This window comes from Flavobacterium sp. (genome assembly GCF_004295795.1).
In the GTDB taxonomy this organism is placed as follows: Bacteria; Bacteroidota; Bacteroidia; order Flavobacteriales; family Flavobacteriaceae; genus Flavobacterium.
In genome coordinates this window covers 99,978-124,414 of sequence record NZ_SEBR01000004.1, presented here as the reverse complement: position 1 = coordinate 124,414, position 24,437 = coordinate 99,978, and the positions used below count along the sequence as shown (strand labels likewise).

Here is a 24,437-nt window from a genome sequence, read left to right as displayed (position 1 = left end):
AAACGTTTGAAAATGCTTAAAATGCTAAAGTAGTAATAATGGTGCCCGAGAAATAGCTCATATTTGCTAAGTTTACATTTTAATACCATAATAAATGTCAAAAACAATAAAACGGATTGGCGTGTTGACTTCTGGTGGAGATTCACCGGGAATGAACGCAGCAATCCGCTCTGTGGTGCGTACCTGCGCTTACCACGCTATTGAATGTGTCGGCATCTATCGCGGCTACCAAGGCATGATAGAAGGCGACTTCAAGGAAATGGGACCGCGTTCGGTGAACAACATCGTCAATAAAGGCGGAACCATCCTCAAATCGGCTCGTTCCAGAGAATTCATGACGCCGGAAGGCCGCAAAAAAGCTTTCGCGAATATCGAAAAGGCCGGAATCGATTCACTTGTGGTGATAGGCGGCGACGGAAGTTTTACGGGAGCCGAAGTTTTCCACTCCGAATTCAACATCCCGATCATGGGAATTCCCGGCACGATAGACAATGACATTTACGGAACAAGTTTCACTTTAGGATACGACACTGCCCTTAATACGGTAGTCGAGGTCATCGATAAAATTCGCGATACTGCATCTTCGCACAACAGGCTTTTTTTCGTGGAAGTCATGGGGCGCGATGCCGGGCACATCGCCTTGAACGCCGGAATTGGCGCGGGCGCCGAAGAAATCCTGATTCCTGAGGAAAACCTCGGGTTGGAGCGCTTGCTGGAATCTTTGAAGAAAAGCAAGGCTTCTGGCAAATCGTCGAGCATCGTCGTGATTGCGGAAGGCGACAGCATCGGCAAGAACGTTTTCGAATTGAAGGATTACGTGGAGGAAAATCTTCCGGAGTATGATGTTCGCGTATCGGTTTTGGGCCACATGCAACGCGGAGGCGCACCTACGTGTTTCGATCGCGTACTCGCAAGCCGCTTGGGCGTGAAAGCCGTGGAATCGCTCATCGAAGGAAAATCGAATTATATGGTGGGAATTTTGGGAGACAAGATCACGCTTACGCCGATCGAGCAAGCCATCAAAGGCCATTCCGAAATTGACCGCGAGCTTCTCAAAGTAGCCGACATCATGTCAACATAACAAAAAGGTTCAGAATCCGGTTGCACGACCTGATTTCCGAACCTTATTTTTTTGCACAAACTCTATATTAAAAATCAAATAAAACAAGTAAAATGTCAACAGTAAAATTAGGAATAAACGGTTTCGGACGCATCGGACGCATCGTGTTCCGCGAAACTTACAACCGCGACAATGTTGAAGTTGTTGCCATCAACGACCTTTTGGACGTAGACCACCTTGCATACCTTTTGAAATACGATTCAGTTCACGGACGTTTCAATGGAGAAGTTGAAGTCAAGGAAGGAAAATTGTACGTGAACGGAAAACACATCCGCACGACGGCCGAAAAAGATCCCGCGACTTTGAAATGGGATGAAGTAGGAGTAGACGTTGTTGCCGAATGTACCGGAATTTTCACGACGATCGAATCGGCTCAGGCGCACATCAAAGGCGGAGCGAAGAAGGTTATCATCTCTGCTCCATCTGCAGATGCACCGATGTTTGTAATGGGCGTCAACCATACGGAAGTCAAAGCTACGGATACTGTGATCTCGAACGCGTCTTGTACGACAAACTGTCTTGCGCCGTTGGCCAAAGTGATCCACGACAACTTCGGGATCGTTGAAGGTTTGATGACGACTGTTCACGCATCGACATCGACTCAAATGGTAGCCGACGGACCTTCAAGAAAAGACTGGAGAGGCGGACGCGCAGCAAGCGTGAACATCATCCCATCGTCAACCGGAGCGGCAAAAGCAGTAGGAAAAGTGATTCCTGCCCTGAACGGAAAATTGACAGGAATGTCTTTCCGCGTTCCTACTATCGACGTTTCTGCGGTAGATTTGACCGTGAGATTGGAGAAGGAAACAAGTTATGACGAGATCATGGCCGTTTTGAAAAAAGCTTCGGAGACAGATTACAAAAATATTTTGGGTTATACCGAAGACGATGTGGTTTCTCAGGATTTCGTTGGAGATTCGCGCACTTCGATCGTTGACGCCAAAGCCGGAATCGGTTTGAGCTCGACTTTCTTCAAGATCGTTTCCTGGTATGACAACGAGTATGGTTACTCGAGCAAATTGATCGATCTTGCCGTTTACACTGCAGGTTTGAAATAAATTACTTACAGAAATCCCGTTTGGAAACAGGCGGGATTTTTGTCTTTTTATACAGCAGATTTTGGTCGGAATTGTCTGCGAAACCAATTCCGGAAACATCCTGAACCTGTGCATTATAACAAACAAACCAAACTGCCGGCCGAAACTTCCATAGAAGCACATCCGGAAAAAACCAACCATTGACCCAATGAAATTATTAGTAGACAGTGGATCGACCAAAGCCGACTGGATCGCAATTGATGATGCCGGAAAGGTTTTGTTTACCACACAATCGCTTGGGGTGAATCCCGAAGTACTCGCAAAGGACGAGGTCATAGCGCGCCTTGACGATCGCTTCGACATTTCCCACAACAAGAAAAGCGTGACGCATCTGTATTTTTACGGAGCAGGTTGCGGAACCGAGCGCATGAGAAGTTTTCTCGCCGCGATCTTCAAGGATTATTTCCCGAATGCCAACATTTCGGTAAACGAAGACACTTATGCCGCCGTTTACGCCACCACGCCAAAAAACGAGAAAGCGGTTGTCTGCATCTTGGGTACGGGTTCGAATTGCAGTTATTTCGACGGAAAGGAATTGCACCAAAAAGTGCAGTCACTTGGCTACATCGCGATGGACGATTGCAGTGGAAACCGCTTCGGACGCGAGTTGATCCGCGCTTACTACTTTGGAAAAATGCCGCAGAATCTAGCGACCGCATTCGAAAAAGCACACGATCTTGAACCGGACGTGATCAAGCACAATCTTTACAAAGAGCCTAATCCGAATGCTTATCTGGCCACTTTCGCCAAATTTCTGATCCAACACAAAGACGACGCTTTCTGCAAGAAATTGATTTATGCCGCGATGGAGGATTTCGTCGAGCTTTATATCAAACAGTACGACGAACACAAGACCGTTCCTGTTCACTTTATCGGATCGATCGCTTTCTATTTGAGAGAGGAATTGAAAGAGGTTCTCGAGAAGCACAACATCAAGATCGGAAACGTTTTGCGTCGCCCGATCGATGGCTTGATTGCCTATCATTCGTTGAATTGAGCGCCTGAGTTCGAGGTGCCTCAGTGCCTGAGAGCTTTACTTATCGAAAATAAAAAAACCATTCGCTGCCGGATGGTTTTTTTATGGTTTTGCGAGTTAAGCTACCGATTCAGAATGTTTTGAGAGCCAGCGTCCGAAATGCCTGAAAACAAAACCACTCGCTGCCGTATCGTTTTCTTTTTTTTTGCGAGTTGAGTGCCTGAGTTCGAAATGTATGACCACCTGAATTTTTAACTAATCGTAAATAAAAAAGAGTTGCCGCGATAGTTTCACTTTCTGCGAATTTCGGTTTCGCAAGTTTGTGGAAAAATTTTCCGCATTTCATTAGTGGTCCGAATCAAAAATTTCGTAGGGATAAGCACCAACCCCTTCCCTGTGAAAAGATAGCATTTCCGCAAACAAGTCAATTCCAGAAAATCTGTACTTTTTGTTAAAAGATCATCGTCTGGCAATCATCGAAATCTCTACGTAACGCCTTTGGGTAAACCTGCGACCTGTACGGTTTCGCGCGACGGTGGGTTTTCAGTTTCGCAAGTTTGTGGAAAAATTTTCCGCATTTCATTAGTGGTCCGAATCAAAAATTTCGTAGGGATAAGCACCAACCCCTTCCCTTTGAAAAGATAGCATTTCCGCAAACAAGTCGATTACAGAAAATCTGTACTTTTTGTTAAAAGATCATCGTCTGGCAATCATCGAAATCTCTACCGTGACGCCTTTGGGTAAACCGGCGACCTGTACGGTTTCGTGGGCCGGAGCGGTTCTCGGTTTCGCAAGTTTGTGGAAAAATTTTACGCATTTCATTAGTGGTACGAATCAAAAATTTTGTAGGGAAAAGCACCAACCCCTTCCCTGTGAAAAGATAGCATTTCCGCAAATAAGTCGATTACAGAAAATCTGTACTTTTTGTTAAAAAATCAGCGTCTGGCAATCATCGAAATCTCTACCGTAACGCCTTTGGGTAAACCTGCAACCTGTACGGTTTCGCGGGCCGGAGCGGTTTTCAGTTTCGCAAGTTTGTGGAAAAATTTTCTGCATTTCATTAATGGTCCGAATCAAAAATTTTGTAGGGATAAGCACCAACCCCTTCCCTGTGAAAAGATAGCATTTCCGCAAATAAGTCGATTACAGAAAATCTGTACTTTTTGTTAAAAGATCATCGTCTGGCAATCATCGAAATCTCTACCGTGACGCCTTTGGGTAAACCTGCGACCTGTACGGTTTCGCGGGCCGGAGCAGTTTTCTCGTCGAGATAGCTTCCGTAAATGCCGTTGATTTTTGTAAAATCGTTCATGTCCATAATAAAGATCGTGGTTTTGACGACGTGTTCGAAAGTCATGTCGGCGGCTTCCAAAACGGCTTTGAGGTTTTCCATGACTTGCTTGGTTTCGGCCTCGACATCGCCCAAAACCAATTCCCCGCTAGCCGGATCGATCGCGATCTGTCCGGACGTGTAAATTGTGTCACCGAATTGTACTGCTTGGGAATACGGTCCGATTGGCGCTGGAGCCGCATCGGTATAAATTACTTTCTTCATATAATTTTAGAGTTAAGACTAATAGAGAATAGACTAATAGATAATGGACTAACAGACAAAAGACTTTTGCAAGGCTCATTTTTAGCCACTAATCAACAAATCTTTGGTCATTCACTTCTACTTTCTTGCACCAATCGCGCAAAGTTCTATGCTTCGAATAGGTGTGAGCGTGGTCAACTGCTACTGCTACTGCTAATGCGCTCTACTATCGGTTCGGCAAACTACGCTTGTCATACTTCACGTCCTGCAAAATGCTCGACTTGATTCCGATAAAGAAATTCCAGTAGCTCTGCGTTCCGAAAGGAACCCACGAAAAATCCATTTTCCAGCTCAGCAAATCGCGCGAAAAACGCAATTGTGTAAACGTGAAGCCTTGTTGCACGAAGTCGTAACCTGTGGAAACGCCCACTTTCCACATTGGCGTGATGTCGGTATTGGCCGAAACCATAAGCGAATTTCCGGTAATGTCGTTTTCGCGCCTGTTGTTCGAATAGGTCAGGGAATAGGCCAGGGTCATGTCCCACGGAATATCGAGCTTGAACAAGTCCTTGATCACCTTCGATTCTTCGTCGTCTTCATCGTCGTTCTGCCTTGGGTCGCTCATGTCGCGGTTGGTTCCGAACAAATCGTCGTCGCGTCCGCCGTTCTTGACACTTTGGGAATTTTCGCTCTTCTTTTTGGCGTCCTGACCGTCGGCACTCGAAAGGGAATAACCGATCGTAAGATTAGCCTGAGTAAAACGGAAAAGGCTTCCGCCATTGTCGATGTTGAATTTGTTGATGGTTCGGCCGGCGTTGTCCAAAGCGTAAGGATTCAACGTCGCCCCGAAGTTCACGTTCATTTTCTCGAACAAAGTCGTTCCTCCGGTAATTCGCAACGGCGCCCATTTAAGGGAATCGGCGGCCATGTTGTAAGAAGTCGAAAGATTGAAGTTGTTGAGCAGCATGACTTTCTTGGCTTCGACTTTGGTGGTATCGCTGTCGCGGACTTTGGCCTCGAAAGTGTTGCTGAGCGTGAAACCAAGACTGTTTGAAATGTTTCTGCCGGGCGAACCGAAAATACCGTTCTCGAATCTGGTGTATTCCTTTACGATCGTTTCGGCCGTGGCGCGGCTCACGTAACTGTCGTAATATTGATCAAAACTTGGCGTATAACTGTAAGAAACCGATGGACGCATCACGTGACGGATCGCCTGTATCTTGCTGTTCTCACCGAATCCGTAAGTTCCGTAGATAGTCGTTCCTAAGGACGCTCCGTAGTTGTAAGTCCTGAACGCGTCGAAACCGTTGACGTCGATTATCGTGTCTTTCGCCCTGGTTTCGTCGTATTCCTTTTTGATCGTCTTGAAATACCAGACCTCGTTGTAGTTGAAAGACGTCGAGGCACTGAAATATTTGAATATCTTGAAGTTGGTGGCAATCGGGATGGAATGCTGGAAACCTGTTCTGGCGTCCTTGAACATTTCCGACTTGAAGAAAAGCGAATCTGTTGTCTGATAGCGGTTTTCGCCTCTCAAACTATATTGGAAGTTCAAGTTCTTGATAAGCCCTTTTTTGGAGCCGTTTGCCGGGGCGAAAGGAAAAATACGGTCGACATTCACCTGCAAAGTCGGCAAGGTCATGCTTATCGATTGCGTCTGCGTATTTTGCTGATGGCTCGCGGTAACCGACAAATTTACCTGTGGAACGGTCTCGAAAGTCTTGGAATAGGAAATCGACGAACTCAAGGTGTTGTTCAACGACGATCCCACATTCACCTGATTGATCGAACGCTGGAAATACTGGCTACTACCAAGGTTGACCGATGCCGTAAAACGCGAATTCACGCTGGCTTTGGCGTCTTGCGTGTGCGACCACTGGATGTTGTAGATGCGCTGTTTGGCATAATCCGGATAACCTCTTTCGCCGTTGATGAGATTCTCGAACCTCACGTTGAAATTTCCGCTGAATTGGTAACGCCAGGCGTAGTGTGACTCGAATCGCATGGCATAACTTCCGTTGGTGTAGTAATCGCCTGTCACGGCAAGGTCGTAATTATCCGACAAGGCAAAATAGTAGCCCAGATTCTGAAGGAAAAATCCTCGGTTGTTGCTTTCTCCGTAAGACGGAATCAGGATTCCCGATTGCGATTTGTCGGTCATCGGGAAAAATGCGAATGGCAGATAGATCGGCGTCGGAACATCGGCAATCACCATATTCGTCCCGCCAACGACGACTTTCTTTCCGGGTACGAATTTGGCTTTCTTCGTATAAAAATAATATTCCGGATTGTCAACGTCTTTCGAAGTCGTAAACCGCACGCCTTTGATGAAATAGGTGGAATCGTTTTCCCTTTTGACGATTTCGCCCTTGATTCGGAATTCGCTTTGTTCGGTTCTTGAATTCCAGATCAAAGCCTTTTTGGTCTTGGTATTGAAGCGGATGGAATCAGGTTCGACAACATTACTACCTTGCTTGAAATACGGGCGTTGCGTGAAATTGCCTGTAGAATCCTTGATACGTCCGGCGTAGATTTCGTCCTTTCCGTAATCGAGCGTGATGATTCCGGCTTTGAGTTCGATGTCCTGGTAATAGACTTCCGCCTCGTTATATAAAGTAAGTTGACTCGTCTTTTGGTTGAAACGCTCGTAATCTTTGGCTTTTCTCCTAATTTGGGCTTCGAGCAAAGGTTTTTTCGGCTTGACCGAATCTTTGGTCTTGACGACGGCGGCAATTTTTGAGCTGTCTTGTGCGTTAGCAATGGAAGAATCGGCCGGTTTTACGGGAGACTGGATTAATGGCGGGATATTTGCCTTGTTTTTTCCGAGTTCCTGGCAGGAGGATTTTGAAGCTCCGACTGTTAGCAAGATTGCTGATAAAACGATATGGAATAAGTTTGCCCGCAACGCTATTAATGCTACTTTTGTGAAAATTATGGCTGAATTTGAAGCGCCAAACTTACATATAATTTTCCGTCAAAAATAAATAAATAATGACTTTAGCCTCGCGCATTTCATTAAAATTAACTTTTGGATTTATGGGAATTTCCAACAAGCTCAAAGCGGTCGTTTCGCTGGCTTTGCTGTTTTCTACTATAAGTGTTTTCGCACAGAATCAAAAATTCCGCGTCACGCTCGACGCGGGTCACGGAGGAAAGGATTTCGGGGCGATGTACAACGGTCACATTGAAAAAAACATAGCGCTTGGCGTGGTGCAGAAAGTGGGCAAAATTCTTGAAAGCACGCCGGGATTCGATGTCGTCTATACCAGAAAATCCGATGTTTTCATCGAACTCATCGAGCGCGCCAACATCGCAAACAGGGCAGATTCCCAAATTTTCGTGTCGATCCACTGCAACGCCAACAAGAATTCGGCAGCAGACGGAACCGAAACCTACGTGATGGGTATGACGAAAGTCAAATCGAACCTCGAGGCGGCCAAGAACGAGAACTCCGTGATTACGATGGAGAAAGATTACAAGCAGAAATACGAAGGATTCGATCCGCACAATCCTGAAAGCATGATAGGAATCGAGCTCATGCAGGAAGAATTCCTCGACAACAGCATCTCACTTGCGGCCAAAATCCAGGATGGATTCGTAAAAGCACTGGGCAAAAAGAGCAGAGGCGTGAAACAAGCACCTTATATGGTATTGCACAAAGCCTACATGCCGCGCGTTTTGATCGAAATGGGATTCATCTCGAACGCCAAGGACGGCGCTTACCTAGATTCTGACGAAGGCCAGCAGGAAATGGCGAAAGCGATCGCCAACGCCATAATCGGATACAAGAAAGAATACTTCGGAAGCGGCAATTTCGAACCTGCAGACGAACGTCCGTCGCAGCGAATCCAGGAAACTCCGGTTGCCGATACGCCAACTCCAGCGCCTGTGCAAACCCCGACGCGTGCCATCGAACCCGTTGTTCCAGAGACTACGACATCGGCCGGAGTCGTATTCAAAGTGCAAATCTCCGCCAGCGGAACGAAACTTCCCACGACGCCAAGCAACTTCAAAGGATTGAGCGGCGTTTCCATGATGTCTTCGGGCGCCAAATACAAATACTACTACGGCGAAACTTCAGATTACCAAATGGCCAGACAGAAACTGTCTGAGGCTAAGACAAAAGGCTTCCCATCGGCTTACGTCGTAGCTTTCCGCAACGGCCAACAGATAAGTTTGGACGAAGCCCTTAAAAATTAGGCAAAGTCTTTTCGGATAATTGTCTTACTTTTGTTCAAAACAGCAAAGCTTTGAAAATTACAAGGGAAATCAAGACCGCCATTCTGGTTATCGCATCAATTTTATTGTTTATTTGGGGATACAGTTTCCTTAAAGGGAACGACATCCTTACCAGCGACAAGACATTTTTTGTAGAATACGACAACGTCGAGGGATTGCCTGCATCGGCACCGATCACCATAAACGGATTTATCGTCGGACACATAAAAAAGATCTCGCTGAACAACAAATCGGGTAAATTGCTAGTGGAAATGCGCATTACCAACGAGGATTTCCCAATCGCAAAATCGAGCGTCGTGAACATTTACGAACCTGGCGTGATCGCGGGCAAACAACTTCAGATCGTCCCGAATCTTCAGGATACGCAAGAGGCCAAATCGGGCGATACGCTAAGAGGCGCTAACGTTCCCGGGCTCACGGCTTTACTTGGTGAAAAACTCGAACCGCTGCAACAGAAACTCGAAAAGGTCTTGGGCGATTTGTCGGTTACGATCACAAGCGTGAACAATATTCTCGACAAGAAAAGTCAGGAAAACCTGAAAGGGACGATCGCCGAACTCAATGCGACGATGACGCAATTCCACAAAGCGTCGAACAGTCTGAACGGAATCCTTGACAACAACAAGGGTAAAATCGATAACGTCGTGGCCAATTTCGACAAGGTTTCAAGCGATTTCAGCAAAATCTCGAACAAACTCGAAAAAGCCGAACTCGACAAAGCCGTCGAAAGCCTAAAAGGAACGCTTGCCAAGGTCGACAATTTGATGCTGACGATCGATTCCGGACAAGGCACGATGGGCAAACTCGTCAAGGACGAAGCGCTTTACAACAATCTGGCCAAGACTTCAAAAGAGCTTGAACTGTTGCTTCAGGACGTGAGACTCAACCCGACGCGTTACGTGAACGTGTCGCTTTTCGGAAAGAAAAACAAGCCGTACGTCGCTCCGACAGAGCCAACTCCTCAAAACTAGCACGCAATGAGTTACCTCGACAATATACTCTTTGCCGTAATTCTGGCATTGGCCGGCGGATATTTTGCGATCAACGTCAAAAAATTGGTGCGCAACATCAAACTCGGGCGTGACATCGATCGATCAGACAATCCCGGCGAACGCTGGACGAATATGGCGATGATCGCTTTGGGCCAAAAAAAGATGGTGAAACGCCCCATTTCGGGCATTCTGCACATTTTTGTTTACGTCGGATTCGTGATCATCAACATTGAAGTACTCGAAATCGTTATTGACGGATTATTCGGTACACACCGCGTCTTGTCTTTCCTTGGCGGATTTTACAGTTTCCTCATCGGATTTTTCGAGGTGCTGGCCGTTTTGGTGCTCGTTGGTGTAATCGCTTTCCTGGCCAGGAGAAACGTCATCAAAGTCAAGCGTTTTATCCATTCCGATCTGAAAGGTTGGCCAAAAAGCGACGCGAATTACATTTTGTATATGGAAGTGATCCTGATGTCGCTTTTCCTGTTGATGAACGCCTCAGACTACAATTTGCAGCTGCGTTCTTTCGGACATTACGAATCAGGGCAAGGCGCTTTCCCAATAAGCAGCTGGCTTTCGCCGATTTTTAACGGAATGTCGGCCGAGAAAGTCTGGGTTTTGGAACGCACTTTTTGGTGGTTGCACATCGTCGGGATTTTGTTTTTCCTGAATTACCTGTATTTTTCCAAGCACTTGCACATTCTTTTGGCTTTTCCGAATACCTATTACGCCGATTTGAATCCGAAGGGAAAATTTAACAACCTCGATTCGGTTACGGCCGAAGTCAAGCTGATGATGGATCCGAATGCCGATCCTTTCGCGACTCCAGCCAACGCCGACCCAAATGCCGTTCCGGAAAAATTCGGCGCACAAGACGTCCAGGACCTGAATTGGGTGCAATTGCTCAATGCTTACACGTGTACCGAATGCGGCCGATGCACTTCTGCCTGTCCGGCGAACATCACGGGCAAAAAGCTTTCGCCGCGCAAGATCATGATGGACACGCGCGACCGTTTGGAAGAAGTCGGAAAAAACATCGACGCGAACAAAGGCACATTCGTCCCTGATAACAAAACGTTGCTTAACGATTACATCACGCCCGAAGAACTTTGGGCGTGCACGACCTGCAACGCTTGCGTGGAAGAATGTCCGGTGAATATCAGTCCGCTTTCTATCATCATGGATATGAGAAGATTTCTGGTCATGGAACAAAGCGCCGCTCCGCAGTCGTTGAATGCGATGATGACCAACGTCGAGAACAATGGCGCGCCTTGGCCTTATAACCAACAGGATCGGTTGAACTGGAAAAACGAGAACTAGTTATGAGTTATGAGGTATGAGGTATGAGGTATGAGGTAAAGGCCAACAGGTTTACAAGTTGAGTTTCCGACTCATAACTCACGACTAATATCTAAAAGCTAAAATCATCTTTATAAAGTGAGGTTAAGGGTGTTTTTGATCAATTCTAAAAATCAGATTTATTAAAGACAAACAAATGAAAACGGAAGACATCGAGGATAACCTCCAACCCGCGACAGAGAACGGAAAACACATCAGCCCGGTATTGCCGGCCGACATCAAGAATTACCTGATCGACATAGACGGAACGATCTGCGACGACATCCCGAACGAAGAACCGGAGAGAATGGCCACGGCCGAATTGTATCCGGACGCTTTGGACACGCTCAACAAATGGTACGACGAAGGTCACGTGATCTTTTTCTTTACCTCGAGAACCGAGGCGCACCGTCCGGTAACCGAGGAATGGCTGAACAAGCACGGCTTCAAACACCACGGAATCGTGTTCGGCAAACCGAGAGGTGGAAATTACCACTGGATCGACAACCATTTGGTGAAGGCTACGCGCTATCGCGGAAAGTTCACCGATCTGATCGAGAAAGAAGTCACGATACAGGTTTTTGACGACGGAAAACACGAGTAACGCTCAAGTGCCCAAGTGCTTGAGTGTCTTAAGTAATAAAAGAATCGATAATAAACATTGAAGTAAAAGTGGAGAATTTACCTATTTTTTCGGTATACGGCTCAGGCACTCTTCTACTTCGGCACTTAAGCACTAAATAATGTCTGAAGAACTCAAAGTCCCGACAATGGCCGATTTCATGGCCGAAGGAAAATCACCCGAAGTCTTGTTCTGGGTTGGATGCTCCGGAAGTTTCGACGATCGCGCCAAGAAAATCACCAAAGCCTTCGTGCGCTTGCTCAACAAAGCGGGCGTTGATTTTGCCGTTTTAGGACAGGAGGAAAGCTGCACAGGCGATCCGGCCAAGCGCGCTGGCAATGAGTTTCTGTTCCAGATGCAGGCCATGATGAACATCGAGGTCCTAAACGCTTACGAGGTCAAGAAGATCGTAACGGCTTGCCCACATTGTTTCAACACGATCAAGAACGAATATCCAGGTTTGGGCGGAAAGTACGAAGTCGTGCACCACACGCAATTCCTCAAATCTTTGCTCGACGACGGAAGACTTTCGATCGAAGGCGGATCTTTCAAGGGCAAGAAAATCGTATTCCACGATCCTTGCTATCTTGGGCGCGCGAACAACATTTACGAAGCGCCACGCGAACTCATCCGGAAATTGGACGCCGAACTCGTTGAAATGAAACGCTCCCGTGCAAACGGATTGTGTTGCGGAGCCGGCGGCGCCCAAATGTTCAAGGATGCCGAACCCGGAAACAAGGAGATCAATATCGAAAGGGCCGAAGAAGCTTTGTCCGAAGAACCCAAAATCATCGCGGCGGCTTGCCCGTTCTGCAACACCATGCTCACCGACGGTGTCAAAAACAAGGAAAAAGAAGGCGAAGTCAAGGTGATGGACGTAGCCGAACTTATCGCCAGCGCGAGCGAACTCTGACATGAAAAATACCCTTCCAATCCTTTTACTGGCCTTCGGATTTTTTGCGAATGCCCAGGATGTTTACCAAAAAACGGCCACAGAAACCTGCAATTGCGTCAACGATCTCAAGAAATCGGGCGCGACCCAGATCACCGATACGCAACTTGGGATCTGCATGATAAAGGCTTACACGAACCACAAGTCGGAATTTCCGAAGGACAAACAATTTTCGCTTGACGACCAGAGCGGCGGTTTCGAAACCTTGGGCGCGGAGATCGGATTAAAAATGATGGATTTTTGTCCCGACGTACTGATGGCCTTGGTAGAAGAAGACGATTCGAGTGGCGCAGCTGCCGCGACGACGCACAGTTTGACCGGAAAAGTGCTTGAGGTCAAGACCGAACAGTTCGTGACAATTTCTGTCAAGGACGACAACGGACGCGCTCATACCATGATTCTGCTTAATTATTTCGCGTCTGCGACGATGTTTACAGAAGGAAAAGTTAAAAAAGGCGACAAGATTACCGTCACTTACAGCGAGGTCGAATTGTACGACCCAAAAATGAAAGAATTCCGATATTATAAAGTCATAGCCGGTTTGACCAAATAACCCGCAACTTATGTACGTACCATTCGACACATTGCCCGAAGATTCCAGGATTTGGATCTACCAATCCAACCGCAAGCTATCCGACGAGGAAATTTCTGAAATCGAGAAAGACCTTGCGCTATTCGTAGAAAACTGGGCGGCTCACGGAACCGGCTTAGAAGCCTCGTTCCTGACCAAATACAATAGATTTATCATACTCGCGGTCAATCAGGACGCGCATTCGGCTTCGGGTTGCTCGATCGACGCTTCGGTGCATTTTATCCAAAGCCTTGAGAAAAAATTCAACGTCGATTTGCTCGACAAAATGAATGTGACTTACAGAAATGGCGAATTCATTGCCCACAAGTCGCTTCTCGATTTCAAAAAAATGGCCAAAGACAAAGCCGTTACCGGAAATACGATCGTTTTCAACAATTTGGTGAACACGGTTGGAGAATGGAACGAATTTTGGGAAGTTCCCGCAAACGAGAGCTGGCACAGCCGCTTTTTTTAAACCCGAATCATGCGCATATCGATTTTCGTCCTCTTAGCTTGTTTTCAACTGGCGTCTGCCCAATTTGCCAAAAGTCCGATACTTAGGCAAAAAGAGGACGTTTGGGTAGACAGTCTCTACAAAAACATGACGATAGACGAGAAAATCGGGCAATTGTTCATGGTCGCCGCTTATTCCAATAAAGATACGGCTCACTTCAACTCGGTTTCGCGGCTCATCAAAAACCAGCACATCGGAGGCGTGATTTTTTTTCAGGGCGGTCCGGGCCGACAAGCCAAACTTACGAACCGATTCCAGAAAGAATCGAAAATCCCGTTGTTCGTGGGAATCGATGCCGAATGGGGATTGGCGATGCGACTCGACTCGGTGATGCGTTTTCCGTGGAATATGACTTTGGGCGCGGTTCAGGATTTGAGTCTGATCGAAAAAGTAGGTGAAGCTTACGGAAGACAGGCAAAAAGAGTAGGAGTGCACTTCAATTTCGCTCCCGTCCTCGACATCAATACGAATCCCAAAAACCCGATTATCGGTACGCGATCTTTCGGCGAGGACAAACTAAAAGTGACCGACAGAGCATCGGCGTTGATGAAAGGCATCCAGCGGCAAGGCGTTTTGGCCACGGGAAAACACTTTCCGGGTCACGGCGACACCGAAACCGATTCGCATTACAGCCTTCCGATGGTCAATTTTTCGAAAGAACGAATTGACGATGTCGAATTGTATCCGTACAAGCGCTTGTTTTCCGAAGGATTGGCATCGGTCATGGTGGCGCATTTGAATGTTCCGGCTTTGGAAACACGACCAAATTATCCGTCGTCGATTTCCTATCCCGTCGTCACGGAATTACTGCAGCATCAAATGGGTTTCAACGGACTGATTTTTACCGATGCACTTAATATGAAAGGCGCGGCCAATTTCAAACAACCCGGAGATATCGACCTCGAGGCTTTTTTGGCCGGAAACGACATCTTGCTTTTTCCCGAAAATGTTCCGAAGGCGCTCGACAAGATCTGTGTCGCCATGCAAGATAGTTTGTTGACGGAGCAACGTCTGGAGAAATCCGTAAAGAAAATCCTGCGTTACAAATACAAGGTCGGTTTAGACATCTATCTGCCCATCGATATGAAAAACGTGTTTGAAGGCGTGAACCCGAAAGAGGACACGGCTTTGCAATACAGCCTTTACGAGGACGCAGTCACGGTCTTGAAGAACGAGGGTGAGGTTCTGCCCATCACTGATTTGGCTGCCGAAAAAATCGCCTACGTAAAATTGGGAGACGACAGCAACCGCCAGTTCGTTTCCACGCTCAAACAATACACCGAAGTCACCGAAATCGCCGACGACAGCATCCACTTGATGCAAGCCAAACTCAAGGATTACACAACAGTCATCGTCGGATTCCACAAAAGTGACGGCGCCTGGAAAAACCACGATTTCAAACCCGAGGAACGCGCCAAACTCGATTCGATCGCCAAGTACAACAAAGTGATTCTCGACGTTTTCGCCAAGCCGTATTCGCTCTTGCCAATCACCGACATGTCCAGGTTCAAAGGCGTTATCGTGTCTTACCAGAACAGCGATGTGGCCCAGATCGTTTCTGCCGAATTGGTTTTCGGGGCGATTTCCTCGAAGGGAAAACTTCCGGTTTCCATTGGCGCGAATTTCAAAGTAGGCGACGGACTGACAACGAAAACAACTGACGTTTTGGGTTACACCGCTCCGGAAAATGTCGGGATGAGTTCGGCCAAATTGTCGAATATCGATATGTTGGCCTACAAAGCCATCAACGGTAAAATGACGCCGGGCATGCAGGTTTTGGTCGCCAGAAAGGGAAAGATCGTCTATCAGAGATCTTTCGGATACCAAACTTATGATGCGGTCGCGAAAGTCACCAATTCCGATTTGTACGACATCGCTTCACTGACCAAAATCGTGTCGACTTTGCCAAATGTGATGCAACAATACGACAAAGGCAAAATCACGCTCGAGAGCAAATTGGGCGATCTTTTGCCGGTTTTCGAGGATTCCGACAAGAAAAACATCAGGATAAAAGAACTGCTTTCACATTACGCCAGACTTCAGGCCTGGGAACCTTTCTACAAAAAAACGCTCGATAGCCTAAAACAGCCGGACGCGCGTTACTACAGTAAGGTTTACGACCAGAATTTCTCGAAACAGGTAGCCGAAAATCTGTACATCAGGAACGACTATCACGATTCGATAATGAAGTTCATCGCCAACAGTAAACTACTTTCGAAACGCGAGTACAAATACAGCGATTTTGCGTTCATCATCATGAAGGATTATCTCGAGAAAGCGACCAAAACGACGCTGGATATCCTGAGCCAGGCCAATATCTACAAACCTTTGGGAATGGATCACACACTCTACAATCCTTTGAGACGGTTCGACAAGGCCGTGATCGCGCCAACCGAGGACGACAAATATTTCCGCTACCAGATAATCCAAGGTTACGTGCACGATATGGAAGCCGCGATGGAAGGCGGAGTTGCAGGTCATGCCGGAATTTTCTCAAACGCGACAGACGTGGCCAAGATCATGCAGATGTACTTGTGGAAAGGCCATTATGCCGGACACCAATTTTTCAGTGCCAAGACTTTCGACGATTTCAACAGCACGTATTTTCTCAAGGAAGGCAACAGACGAGGCATCGGATTTGACAAACCACAACTTCCTGGGCAAGCCGGGCCAACCTGCAATTGTGTTTCCATGAAGAGTTTCGGACACACAGGATTCACGGGAACGATGGCGTGGGCCGATCCGGAAACGGAAACCATCTTCATTTTCCTGTCGAACCGAACTTTCCCGGACAGCACGACAAACACGCTTTCTAAGGAAAACATACGCGAGGATATGCAAAAGGCGATTCAGGACGCGATAATCCACAAATGATTTGGCATTTTTTTTAAATTGCTCCCAAAATGTGATTTATGAAAAAGTTTTGGATGCTTGCTGCCGCGATTTTTGCGCTTTCGTGTTCTTCTGACGACAGTGCTGACGATAATCAATCCTCGGTCAAAGTCGACGGTCAAAAATACACTTATGAACATTTGTTAATGAGCGATGCGAGCGATTTTCCGCTTTCTGATGCCGATGCCAAAACGACTTATTTTTACTTGGTCGAACCTGTTCCTTGCAGCGGCGCGCCTTGTTCGCGTCCCGTGGGAATGTCCATAACAATCGTGCAACCTTTGGGACAGACGTCTCTCGAAGGCACTTACCAATTTACGCCCGGAACGATTCCGAGAGCCAACGTTTACGATCACAAATCGCAGAGTCAATCTGGCGCTGGAAGCGTTACAGTCACGAGACTTGACAATGGCGAATATGAACTTCGCTTTTCGGAAGATGCGACTTTGGTCAACCAAGGCTTCGCCAGATCACTCAAAGGAAAAGTAAAAGGCAATTTCGAGGTCATTCCGTTCGATTACCGAACCGGGAACGGACAAACCAATTGACAAGCAATGCCGACCTCGAGTCGGCTTTTTTTTGAAATCGTTTTCGGTGGCATGGCATTTGTTGTTGCGCGATTATCCTTAAACAACAAATCATGAAAAAAATGCTCTACTTATTCCTTTTGCCGATCGCTTTTGGCTGTGCTTCTGACGATGAAACCGATAGATCTTCGGTCGAATCATCTATCTCGGTTGGCAATCTTGCTTTTGTGCCGAACGTTCCCGATTCCGATCACGACGGTCCGGCAATCACGTCTTTTACGCAAGGTTCCGAAAACGCATCGAACATGCGGTTTTTTACGGTTCACGATGCCGAGAAAGGTTTGACCTTGCAGTTGACCGTAACTTATCCGATTTCTCAGCAAACGGTTTCCGGTACATACGATCTGCACGATTTGGGCGACCGGACTGTCTCTGTGCTACTAATCGAAGGAACGACGGCTTATGACGGGACGCAAGGTTCGGTAATCGTGAACGATCTTGGCAACGGCAAATTCCACTTCTTTCTCGATGATGTATTTGTGCACGACAATTCGCAGAACATCAAATTATTGGGCGGATACGTCCGCGGTAAGTTCAAAAACATGTGAATGCAGATCGATCTTTACACAATCCGGTTCGCGCCGGATTTTTTTTGTGATTTTACAAACGCATCGGCCGCGAGCGAAACATGAAAATTGTCCAAATCTGACTTTCGCCAACCTCCCAAAATCCGCTTGACGGCAAAACCGATATTGCAAGCCAGTTTCGTACCTTTGCCACACAATGCAACTACCATGAAAATAGCAATCGTCTGTTATCCGACTTTCGGTGGTTCTGGCGTCGTAGCGACCGAATTGGGGCTCGAACTTGCCAGACGAGGACACGAAATACACTTCATCACTTACAGCCAACCCGTTCGCCTTTCGCAATTGAGCCCGAATGTGCACTATCACGAGGTCAACGTTCCCGAATATCCGCTTTTCCATTATCAGCCTTACGAATTGGCGCTTTCGAGCAAACTCGTCGATATGGTGAAACTCTACGGAATCGAACTTTTGCACGTACATTATGCGATTCCCCACGCTTATGCCGCTTACATGGCCAAGCAGATGTTGAAGGACGAAGGCATTTACGTGCCGATCGTGACGACTTTGCACGGCACCGACATCACGCTTGTCGGAAGCCATCCGTTTTACAAACCCGCCGTGGCTTTCAGCATCAACAAGTCTGACATCGTAACTTCGGTTTCACAAAGTTTGAAGGACGATACTTACAGGCATTTCGACATCCGAAAGGAAATCCACGTGATCCCGAATTTTATCGAACTGGACAAAAACACGTCCGATCCAAGTATCCGTTGCCGCCGTTCGGTCATGGCCGACAAGAGCGAGCGCATCGTGACGCACATTTCCAACTTCCGAAAAATCAAGAGAATCCCGGACATAATCAGGATTTTTGCAAAGATACAGGAACAGATTCCGGCCAAACTCATGATGGTCGGCGACGGACCAGAACGTGCCAAGGCCGAGAAATTGTGCCAGAAACTTGGAATTACCGACCGTGTGATTTTCTTCGGAAACAGCAACGAGATTGACCAGATCTTGAGTTATACCGATCTGTTCCTGCTGCCATCTGAAACAGAAAGCTTCGGATTGGCCGCGCTCGAAGCGATGGTTTGGGGAATTCCCGTCGTCTCGACGAATTCTGGCGGTTTGCCCGAAGTGAACTTCGATGGTGTTTCAGGTTATTTGAGCGAAGTAGGCGACATAGACGAGATGGCACAAAACGCCGTGAAAATCCTCAAGGACGATGCGACCTTGCAAAAATTCCGTGAAAACGCGCTTAAGGTTGCCAAACAATTCGACATCAAGAAAATATTACCGCTTTACGAAGCGTTATACGAAGAAGCCTTACAAATCAAAGTATGAGAAAAATTGCCGCGCTTTCGCTGATCCTAATCCTGTCTGCCTGTAGCTCGACCAAAAGCGTGTCGGGCGAAAAACCGCTTTACGAAGTGCTGACTTCTCAGTCTGACGGTGGCGGAAACATCCATTTTTTCGAAATCCTTTCGACCGAGCAGGAAATCCGGATGCTTCAGGCCGACGAGAAACTTCGCAAGAAAATATCGGCAAGTGATCTTACGAGCGCCAATTTCATCGTGCTTAACATGGGCGAAAAAAATACGGGCGGCCATTCGATTACGGTCGAAAAAGTAGAGGAGACGCCCGACAAAATCATCGTTTACGTCAAAGAAACTTCGCCTCCGGCCGATTCCATGAACATGCAGGTCATCACTTATCCTTATGCAATCGTGAAGATCAATTCGAAGAAGCCGATTGAAATCAAGTGATAAAATCTAAATTTCAAATCCCAAATTCCAATTGTCTCTGAAACAGCCAGTGGAATTTTTACATGAAAGCAAAAAAGCGAACCCGAGTAAACAGGTTCGCTTTTTTATTTATACCAATTTTCCGCGTGCAGCATAAAATTGTCGATCGAAAGCCAAAAGGAAATTATGAAACCAATTGGAATTTGGAATTTGAATATTGGAATTTGAATATTGGGATTTAAAAAGTAAATCTTGCCGCCAAACCAACATCCGGAACCAAGGCATGATAATCGCGGTCGAAATCATCGCGTCTGTCTCCAAAATGCGCCTCTGGACGGATGTCAAACGAAAGTTGCAAAGGAATGTTCGGGAACACGTATTCCAGTCCGGCAACGCCTGCAATCACACCGAATCCGCCGTCGTCGCGGTAATCCCCGGGAACGTCATTCCAGTGATTGGTTTCCCAACGTCCGGCCCCGATTGCCGGTCCGGCGTAAAAATTGAAGCCTTGCTCGATTGGGATGATCCAATGGAATCCGGCCATGAATTTCACTTGGTCGTAATGGTCCTGGTCGCGAAGGCCAAGGTCGAACTCAAGTCGGTTTTTGGAAAATACGCGTCTTTGATAAGAAACATCGGCACCAATTCCATCACCGGCGCTCAATCGGATTCCGATGGCGTTGTCCCGAACCGTCTGTGCCTCGGCAGAAAAAGCCGATGCGATCGCGAAAGCCGCGCAAATAAACAATTTCGTCATTGTTGTGTCATTTTAGGTTATACCCAAATTTAACATTTGACGAACGGGAAGAAAAGGCGGTTACCAATACTTTAACATTTATTGAACGCTTTTATTGCTCGCGAAATCACGGGTTTTTGGGAAAACAGCAAGGACGTCAAATCTGCGTTCGACAGCAAATCTTCCATCTCGAAAAGGTCTTCGTCCACGGTAGGTTTTTGTTCCGAATATCGATACATCTTCCAGCGTTTCTTATTGTATTCCAAAGCGGTAAGGTTCTCGATCCAATCGCCCGAATTCAGGTAAGTCGTCTTTCCGTGGCGGTTTTCGACCTCGACGATCTTGGGTTCGTGAATGTGTCCGCAAATCACGTAATCGTAGCCTTTTTCCGTCGCGAGTTCGGTGGCGGTATTTTCGAAATCAGAGATGAATTTGACGGCTTTTTTGACGCTTCCCTTTATTTTCTTGGAGAAAGAATAAGGCTCTTTTCCAAATTTATGCAGACACCAGTTCACGAATCGGTTGACCAAAATCAAGTAATCGTAACCCCAACCGCCGAGTTTTGCGATCCATTTGGAGTGTTGCACCGAGGCGTCGAAAACGTCCCCGTGAAAAATCCAAGCGTTTTTTCCGTCAAGGTTCAACACCAGTTTGTCGTCAAGCTTGAAATTGCCAAAATTCGTCCCGCTGAACTTTCGCAGCATTTCGTCGTGATTGCCTGTCAAATAATAGACTTGCGTGCCTTTGGAAGTAAAATCGATTATCTTTCGGATGACTTTCAGGTGCGATTTCGGGAAATACGACTTGCGGAATTGCCAGATGTCGATGATATCGCCGTTCAGCACCAGCGTTTTTGGCTTTATGGAATTCAGATAATGCAGCAATTCCTTTGCGTGGCAACCGTAAGTGCCAAGGTGGATGTCCGAAAGGACGACGAGCTCAACTTTTCTCTTTTTCATTTGGAAGGACGTTTCGCAAATAAACGTTTTGCGTGTTAAGTGAAACTGAATCAGGAGTTAAGAAATTTGTTTGAGTGCCTGAGTGCCTGAGTGCCTGAGTGCCTGAGTTCGTCGTACCGATTAGATCCGACCCGAATTGACGCAACCTTTCCTGAAATCGGGAAATCGACTGTATTTTTCAACTCGCTGTATATCAATTGACTGATCTGATCCTTATCGGATTTCATTCGCTTAGTTCGACGTCTTTCGGTTTTCTCCGGCACTCAGGCACGCTTCACTCAGGCACTTTTACTATTTTTACCAAATGGCAGGAAATTCATTCGGAACACTTTTCAGACTTACCACATTCGGGGAATCGCACGGCGAAGCCCTTGGCGGAATAATCGACGGTTGCCCGCCCGGAATCGAACTCGATCTTTCGGCGATCCAACACGAAATGGACAGGCGAAAACCGGGACAATCGGCAATCGTGACCCAAAGGAAAGAGGCCGACGAAGTGCAATTCCTCTCGGGAATCTTCGAAGGGAAGACCACGGGAACGCCAATCGGTTTCATTATCCCGAACACCGACCAGAAGTCGCACGACTATTCACACATCAAAGACCAATATCGTCCAAGCCACGCCGATTACGTGTACGAGAAAAAGTACGGAATTCGCGATTACCGCGGCGGCGGAAGAAGTTCGGCACGCGAGACGGCGTCAAGAGTGGTGGCCGGAGCGATCGCCAAACAATATCTCAAGGACATCAAAATCAGCGCTTTTACTTCGTCCGTAGGAGATATTTTCATCGACAAGCCTTATCAGGCGCTAGATTTCACGAAGATCGAGTCGAATGACGTGCGTTGTCCGGATGCCGCGACAGCCGAAAAAATGGAGGCCTACATACGTGAAATCCGCAAGCAAGGCGATTCTGTCGGTGGCACGGTGACTTGCGTGATCCAAAACGTTCCGATAGGTTTGGGAGAGCCCGTTTTCGACAAACTGCACGCCGAACTCGGCAAGGCCATGCTTTCGATCAACGCCGTCAAAGGTTTCGAGTACGGAAGCGGATTTTGCGGCGCCAAGATGAAAGGCAGCGAACACAACGACCTTTACAACGAGGATGGAACGACCAAATCGAACCTTTCGGGCGGAATTCAGGGCGGAATCTCGAACGGCATGGACATTTATTTCCGTGTCGCCTTCAAGCCCGTGGCTACCATAATCCAGAAACAGGAAGCGCTCGACAACAAAGGAAATATCGTCGAAATGCAAGGCAAAGGCCGCCACGATCCGTGTGTTGTGCCACGCGCCGTGCCAATCGTCGAAGCCATGGCGGCAATTGTGCTTGCCGATTTCCATCTGATAAACAAGACCTATAATAAGTAGCTTAATCCGGCTGCCCGCGTTTAGCTTTCTAGGTAAACCTTGTTTTGCAGCCGTCGCGAAGAGCTTCCTTCGGTCGCTTCCGCAACAGCGCAAAAACTACGGTTTCCCGTCAAAAGGCTAACCGCTTGAATCCGGGCTAGGCAATCGTTCAACATTCAAAATTCGTTGATCGTTATTCGTTGTTCGACAATCGTTGTTCGTCAATAAACATTCGTTGGTCGAAAACTTCGGTGTCTGTGGTCATTTGGATAAAAAACAATGAAGAAATTTAATTTGCTGGTAGAAAGTTAATTTTGAACAACGAATAAATGAATGATGAATAATGAATAACGAATTTTGAATAACGAAGTAATGACCCACAACGACCAAAAGATCCCTTTCCTCAAAAGCCTCACCGGCCAAATCCTGATTTCGATGATTCTCGGTGCCGCCCTTGGAGTCGCCATTCACGAAACGGCAAGTGCCGAATCGGCAAAGGAATTCAGCAATTACATCAAGCTGCTCGCCACGATTTTCATCCGTTTGGTGCAAATGATCATTGCGCCTTTGGTATTCACGACTTTGGTCGTAGGCATCGCGAAACTCGGCGATCTCAAGACAGTCGGCAGAGTAGGCGGACGCGCGTTGCTTTGGTTTTTCACGGCGTCTTTCATCTCGTTGCTCATCGGTGCATTTTTCGTCAATTTGCTCGCGCCCGGAAAAGGAATCGAACTGGGAGACATCGACGTGGCCGCCGCCCAGGATGTAGCTGCGAAAACCCAGAATTTCTCGGCCCAGAACTTCGTCGAGCACATTATCCCGAAAAGCGTCTTCGAGGCGATGGCCACCAACGAAATCCTGCAGATCGTGATTTTCTCGATTTTCTTCGGACTCGCAGCAGCCTCGATGCCGGCCGTTTCCGAACCTGTCGTCAAAGCGCTCGACAAGACGTCGCACATTATCCTAAAAATGGTGAATTACGTGATGAAGTTTGCGCCAATAGGAGTTTTTGGTGCGCTTACGGCGGTTTTCGCCACTCAAAATGCCGTCGAACTCATCATCACCTATGCCAAGTTTTTTGGTTCATTCCTGGTCGGAATTGGCTCGCTTTGGGCCGTTTTGCTTATTGTCGGCTATATCTTTTTGGGAAAATCCATGTCCGTTTTGCTCAAGAGAATCGTGAGTCCACTTGTAATCGCGTTCAGTACGACCAGCAGCGAGGCCGTTTTTCCAAAACTCACCGAAGAACTCGAGCGATTCGGCGTCAAGAACAAAGTCGTGTCTTTCATGTTGCCACTTGGCTATTCGTTCAATCTCGACGGAAGCATGATGTACATGACTTTTGCCAGTATTTTCATAGCACAGGTCTACGGGATCGACCTCGACTTTGGAACGCAAATGACGATGCTTTTGGTCTTGATGCTTACCAGCAAAGGAATCGCCGGCGTTCCGCGTGCAAGTCTTGTCGTTGTTGCGGCAACTTGCGGCATGTTCAAGATTCCCGAGATCGGCATCGCTTTGATCTTGCCTATCGATCACTTCTGTGACATGTTCCGAAGCGCCACGAATGTACTTGGAAATGCGTTGGCAACATCGGTTGTAGGCAAATGGGAATCGGGCAAAGCCACCGAATAAAATATTCTTCGCATTTTAACAATTCTGCGGTAAAAATATTTTGTTTTTCGATTGTA

At 47.1% G+C, this 24,437-nt stretch carries 23 protein-coding genes and 1 pseudogene; 18 read left to right on the top strand and 6 right to left on the bottom strand.

Features of this window, described 5'->3' with window-relative positions:
• The first annotated feature begins 94 nt into the window (after positions 1 to 94).
• The 3 genes from pfkA to EOO49_RS03990 all read left to right on the top strand — a co-directional run bounded on the left by pfkA (position 95) and on the right by EOO49_RS03990 (position 3,214).
• Positions 95 to 1,081 (top strand): 6-phosphofructokinase, encoded by a 987-nt coding sequence (gene pfkA / locus EOO49_RS04000; RefSeq protein WP_290842944.1) that lies wholly within the window; start codon positions 95 to 97, stop codon positions 1,079 to 1,081.
• A gap of 92 nt (positions 1,082 to 1,173) precedes the next feature.
• Complete coding sequence (gene gap, locus EOO49_RS03995) at positions 1,174 to 2,178, top strand: type I glyceraldehyde-3-phosphate dehydrogenase (protein ID WP_290842941.1); 1,005 nt, start codon at positions 1,174 to 1,176, stop codon at positions 2,176 to 2,178.
• 187 nt (positions 2,179 to 2,365) lie between these two features.
• Positions 2,366 to 3,214, top strand: a complete 849-nt coding sequence (locus tag EOO49_RS03990; RefSeq protein WP_290842939.1) for an N-acetylglucosamine kinase — start codon at positions 2,366 to 2,368, stop codon at positions 3,212 to 3,214.
• 675 nt (positions 3,215 to 3,889) lie between these two features.
• On the opposite strand, the pseudogene EOO49_RS03985 reads toward EOO49_RS03990, so the two are convergent.
• The 4 genes and pseudogenes from EOO49_RS03985 to EOO49_RS03970 form a co-directional block, all read right to left on the bottom strand.
• Positions 3,890 to 3,976, bottom strand: a pseudogene (locus tag EOO49_RS03985) (RidA family protein); the annotation flags it as partial.
• A gap of 152 nt (positions 3,977 to 4,128) precedes the next feature.
• Positions 4,129 to 4,254, bottom strand: a complete 126-nt coding sequence (locus EOO49_RS03980; protein WP_290842937.1) for a Rid family hydrolase — start codon at positions 4,252 to 4,254, stop codon at positions 4,129 to 4,131.
• A gap of 113 nt (positions 4,255 to 4,367) precedes the next feature.
• The gene (locus EOO49_RS03975) at positions 4,368 to 4,748 is read right to left on the bottom strand and encodes a RidA family protein (RefSeq protein ID WP_290842935.1); all 381 of its coding nucleotides are present in this window, start codon (positions 4,746 to 4,748) and stop codon (positions 4,368 to 4,370) included.
• Between the two features lie 205 nt (positions 4,749 to 4,953).
• Entirely contained in the window at positions 4,954 to 7,413 is a 2,460-nt protein-coding gene (locus tag EOO49_RS03970) for a putative LPS assembly protein LptD (RefSeq protein WP_290842933.1), read from the bottom strand.
• Positions 7,414 to 7,444: 31 nt separating this feature from the next.
• On the opposite strand from EOO49_RS03970, the gene EOO49_RS03965 reads away from it, so the two are divergent.
• The 13 genes from EOO49_RS03965 (at position 7,445) to EOO49_RS03905 (ending at position 19,724) form a co-directional block, all read left to right on the top strand.
• Positions 7,445 to 7,711 carry a hypothetical protein gene (locus tag EOO49_RS03965; RefSeq protein ID WP_290842931.1) on the top strand — a complete coding sequence of 89 codons (267 nt, stop codon included), beginning with the start codon at positions 7,445 to 7,447 and terminating at the stop codon, positions 7,709 to 7,711.
• A gap of 52 nt (positions 7,712 to 7,763) precedes the next feature.
• A complete protein-coding gene (locus EOO49_RS03960) occupies positions 7,764 to 8,927 on the top strand; it encodes an N-acetylmuramoyl-L-alanine amidase (protein WP_290842929.1) in 1,164 nt (387 codons plus the stop codon).
• A gap of 50 nt (positions 8,928 to 8,977) precedes the next feature.
• Positions 8,978 to 9,937, top strand: a complete 960-nt coding sequence (locus tag EOO49_RS03955; protein WP_290842928.1) for an MlaD family protein — start codon at positions 8,978 to 8,980, stop codon at positions 9,935 to 9,937.
• Between the two features lie 6 nt (positions 9,938 to 9,943).
• Positions 9,944 to 11,278, top strand: coding sequence for a (Fe-S)-binding protein (locus EOO49_RS03950; RefSeq protein ID WP_290842927.1), 1,335 nt, complete (start codon positions 9,944 to 9,946; stop codon positions 11,276 to 11,278).
• 175 nt (positions 11,279 to 11,453) lie between these two features.
• Positions 11,454 to 11,900 (top strand): phosphoheptose isomerase, encoded by a 447-nt coding sequence (locus tag EOO49_RS03945; RefSeq protein WP_290842926.1) that lies wholly within the window; start codon positions 11,454 to 11,456, stop codon positions 11,898 to 11,900.
• Positions 11,901 to 12,039: 139 nt separating this feature from the next.
• Complete coding sequence (locus EOO49_RS03940; protein WP_290842925.1) at positions 12,040 to 12,831, top strand: (Fe-S)-binding protein; 792 nt, start codon at positions 12,040 to 12,042, stop codon at positions 12,829 to 12,831.
• A gap of 1 nt (position 12,832) precedes the next feature.
• Positions 12,833 to 13,423, top strand: a complete 591-nt coding sequence (locus tag EOO49_RS03935; RefSeq protein WP_290842924.1) for a hypothetical protein — start codon at positions 12,833 to 12,835, stop codon at positions 13,421 to 13,423.
• 10 nt (positions 13,424 to 13,433) lie between these two features.
• Positions 13,434 to 13,916: an ABC transporter ATPase gene (locus EOO49_RS03930; protein ID WP_290842923.1), complete on the top strand. Its 483-nt coding sequence runs from the start codon at positions 13,434 to 13,436 to the stop codon at positions 13,914 to 13,916.
• 9 nt (positions 13,917 to 13,925) lie between these two features.
• Positions 13,926 to 16,829, top strand: coding sequence for a glycoside hydrolase family 3 N-terminal domain-containing protein (locus EOO49_RS03925; protein ID WP_290842922.1), 2,904 nt, complete (start codon positions 13,926 to 13,928; stop codon positions 16,827 to 16,829).
• Positions 16,830 to 16,867: 38 nt separating this feature from the next.
• Positions 16,868 to 17,395 carry a hypothetical protein gene (locus EOO49_RS03920; RefSeq protein ID WP_290842920.1) on the top strand — a complete coding sequence of 176 codons (528 nt, stop codon included), beginning with the start codon at positions 16,868 to 16,870 and terminating at the stop codon, positions 17,393 to 17,395.
• A 92-nt stretch (positions 17,396 to 17,487) separates the two neighbouring features.
• On the top strand, positions 17,488 to 17,982 hold the full coding sequence (locus EOO49_RS03915) for a hypothetical protein (RefSeq protein ID WP_290842918.1): 495 nt from the start codon (positions 17,488 to 17,490) through the stop codon (positions 17,980 to 17,982).
• A gap of 186 nt (positions 17,983 to 18,168) precedes the next feature.
• A complete protein-coding gene (gene bshA, locus EOO49_RS03910; protein WP_290842916.1) occupies positions 18,169 to 19,302 on the top strand; it encodes an N-acetyl-alpha-D-glucosaminyl L-malate synthase BshA in 1,134 nt (377 codons plus the stop codon).
• Complete coding sequence (locus EOO49_RS03905) at positions 19,299 to 19,724, top strand: protease complex subunit PrcB family protein (RefSeq protein ID WP_290842914.1); 426 nt, start codon at positions 19,299 to 19,301, stop codon at positions 19,722 to 19,724. The genes bshA and EOO49_RS03905 overlap by 4 nt, the downstream gene beginning before the upstream one ends.
• Before the next feature lie 217 nt (positions 19,725 to 19,941).
• Here the strand turns inward: EOO49_RS03905 and EOO49_RS03900 are convergent, their stop codons facing one another.
• Together EOO49_RS03900 and EOO49_RS03895 are read right to left on the bottom strand one after the other, a co-directional pair.
• Entirely contained in the window at positions 19,942 to 20,460 is a 519-nt protein-coding gene (locus EOO49_RS03900) for a hypothetical protein (protein WP_290842913.1), read from the bottom strand.
• Between the two features lie 71 nt (positions 20,461 to 20,531).
• A complete protein-coding gene (locus EOO49_RS03895; RefSeq protein ID WP_290842912.1) occupies positions 20,532 to 21,398 on the bottom strand; it encodes a UDP-2,3-diacylglucosamine diphosphatase in 867 nt (288 codons plus the stop codon).
• 304 nt (positions 21,399 to 21,702) lie between these two features.
• Here EOO49_RS03895 and aroC point away from each other — a divergent pair, with 304 nt between their 5' ends.
• Both aroC and EOO49_RS03885 read left to right on the top strand, forming a co-directional pair.
• On the top strand, positions 21,703 to 22,767 hold the full coding sequence (aroC, locus tag EOO49_RS03890) for a chorismate synthase (RefSeq protein WP_290842910.1): 1,065 nt from the start codon (positions 21,703 to 21,705) through the stop codon (positions 22,765 to 22,767).
• A 351-nt stretch (positions 22,768 to 23,118) separates the two neighbouring features.
• Positions 23,119 to 24,381 (top strand): dicarboxylate/amino acid:cation symporter, encoded by a 1,263-nt coding sequence (locus EOO49_RS03885; RefSeq protein WP_290842909.1) that lies wholly within the window; start codon positions 23,119 to 23,121, stop codon positions 24,379 to 24,381.
• Positions 24,382 to 24,437 lie beyond the last annotated feature (56 nt).

Excerpts from the sequence above, each read along its gene's own strand:
- EOO49_RS03885 (WP_290842909.1), top strand. The coding sequence starts at position 23,119 with ATGACCCACAACGACCAAAAGATCCCTTTCCTCAAAAGCCTCACCGGC.
- EOO49_RS03895 (WP_290842912.1), bottom strand. The coding sequence starts at position 21,398 with ATGAAAAAGAGAAAAGTTGAGCTCGTCGTCCTTTCGGACATCCACCTT.
- EOO49_RS03905 (WP_290842914.1), top strand. The coding sequence starts at position 19,299 with ATGAGAAAAATTGCCGCGCTTTCGCTGATCCTAATCCTGTCTGCCTGT.
- EOO49_RS03990 (WP_290842939.1), top strand. The coding sequence starts at position 2,366 with ATGAAATTATTAGTAGACAGTGGATCGACCAAAGCCGACTGGATCGCA.
- EOO49_RS03935 (WP_290842924.1), top strand. The coding sequence starts at position 12,833 with ATGAAAAATACCCTTCCAATCCTTTTACTGGCCTTCGGATTTTTTGCG.
- bshA (WP_290842916.1), top strand. The coding sequence starts at position 18,169 with ATGAAAATAGCAATCGTCTGTTATCCGACTTTCGGTGGTTCTGGCGTC.
- pfkA (WP_290842944.1), top strand. The coding sequence starts at position 95 with ATGTCAAAAACAATAAAACGGATTGGCGTGTTGACTTCTGGTGGAGAT.
- EOO49_RS03975 (WP_290842935.1), bottom strand. The coding sequence starts at position 4,748 with ATGAAGAAAGTAATTTATACCGATGCGGCTCCAGCGCCAATCGGACCG.
- EOO49_RS03925 (WP_290842922.1), top strand. The coding sequence starts at position 13,926 with ATGCGCATATCGATTTTCGTCCTCTTAGCTTGTTTTCAACTGGCGTCT.
- EOO49_RS03915 (WP_290842918.1), top strand. The coding sequence starts at position 17,488 with ATGAAAAAAATGCTCTACTTATTCCTTTTGCCGATCGCTTTTGGCTGT.
- aroC (WP_290842910.1), top strand. The coding sequence starts at position 21,703 with ATGGCAGGAAATTCATTCGGAACACTTTTCAGACTTACCACATTCGGG.
- EOO49_RS03980 (WP_290842937.1), bottom strand. The coding sequence starts at position 4,254 with ATGAAATGCAGAAAATTTTTCCACAAACTTGCGAAACTGAAAACCGCT.
- EOO49_RS03945 (WP_290842926.1), top strand. The coding sequence starts at position 11,454 with ATGAAAACGGAAGACATCGAGGATAACCTCCAACCCGCGACAGAGAAC.
- EOO49_RS03920 (WP_290842920.1), top strand. The coding sequence starts at position 16,868 with ATGAAAAAGTTTTGGATGCTTGCTGCCGCGATTTTTGCGCTTTCGTGT.
- EOO49_RS03950 (WP_290842927.1), top strand. The coding sequence starts at position 9,944 with ATGAGTTACCTCGACAATATACTCTTTGCCGTAATTCTGGCATTGGCC.
- EOO49_RS03940 (WP_290842925.1), top strand. The coding sequence starts at position 12,040 with ATGTCTGAAGAACTCAAAGTCCCGACAATGGCCGATTTCATGGCCGAA.
- EOO49_RS03930 (WP_290842923.1), top strand. The coding sequence starts at position 13,434 with ATGTACGTACCATTCGACACATTGCCCGAAGATTCCAGGATTTGGATC.
- EOO49_RS03900 (WP_290842913.1), bottom strand. The coding sequence starts at position 20,460 with ATGACGAAATTGTTTATTTGCGCGGCTTTCGCGATCGCATCGGCTTTT.
- gap (WP_290842941.1), top strand. The coding sequence starts at position 1,174 with ATGTCAACAGTAAAATTAGGAATAAACGGTTTCGGACGCATCGGACGC.
- EOO49_RS03960 (WP_290842929.1), top strand. The coding sequence starts at position 7,764 with ATGGGAATTTCCAACAAGCTCAAAGCGGTCGTTTCGCTGGCTTTGCTG.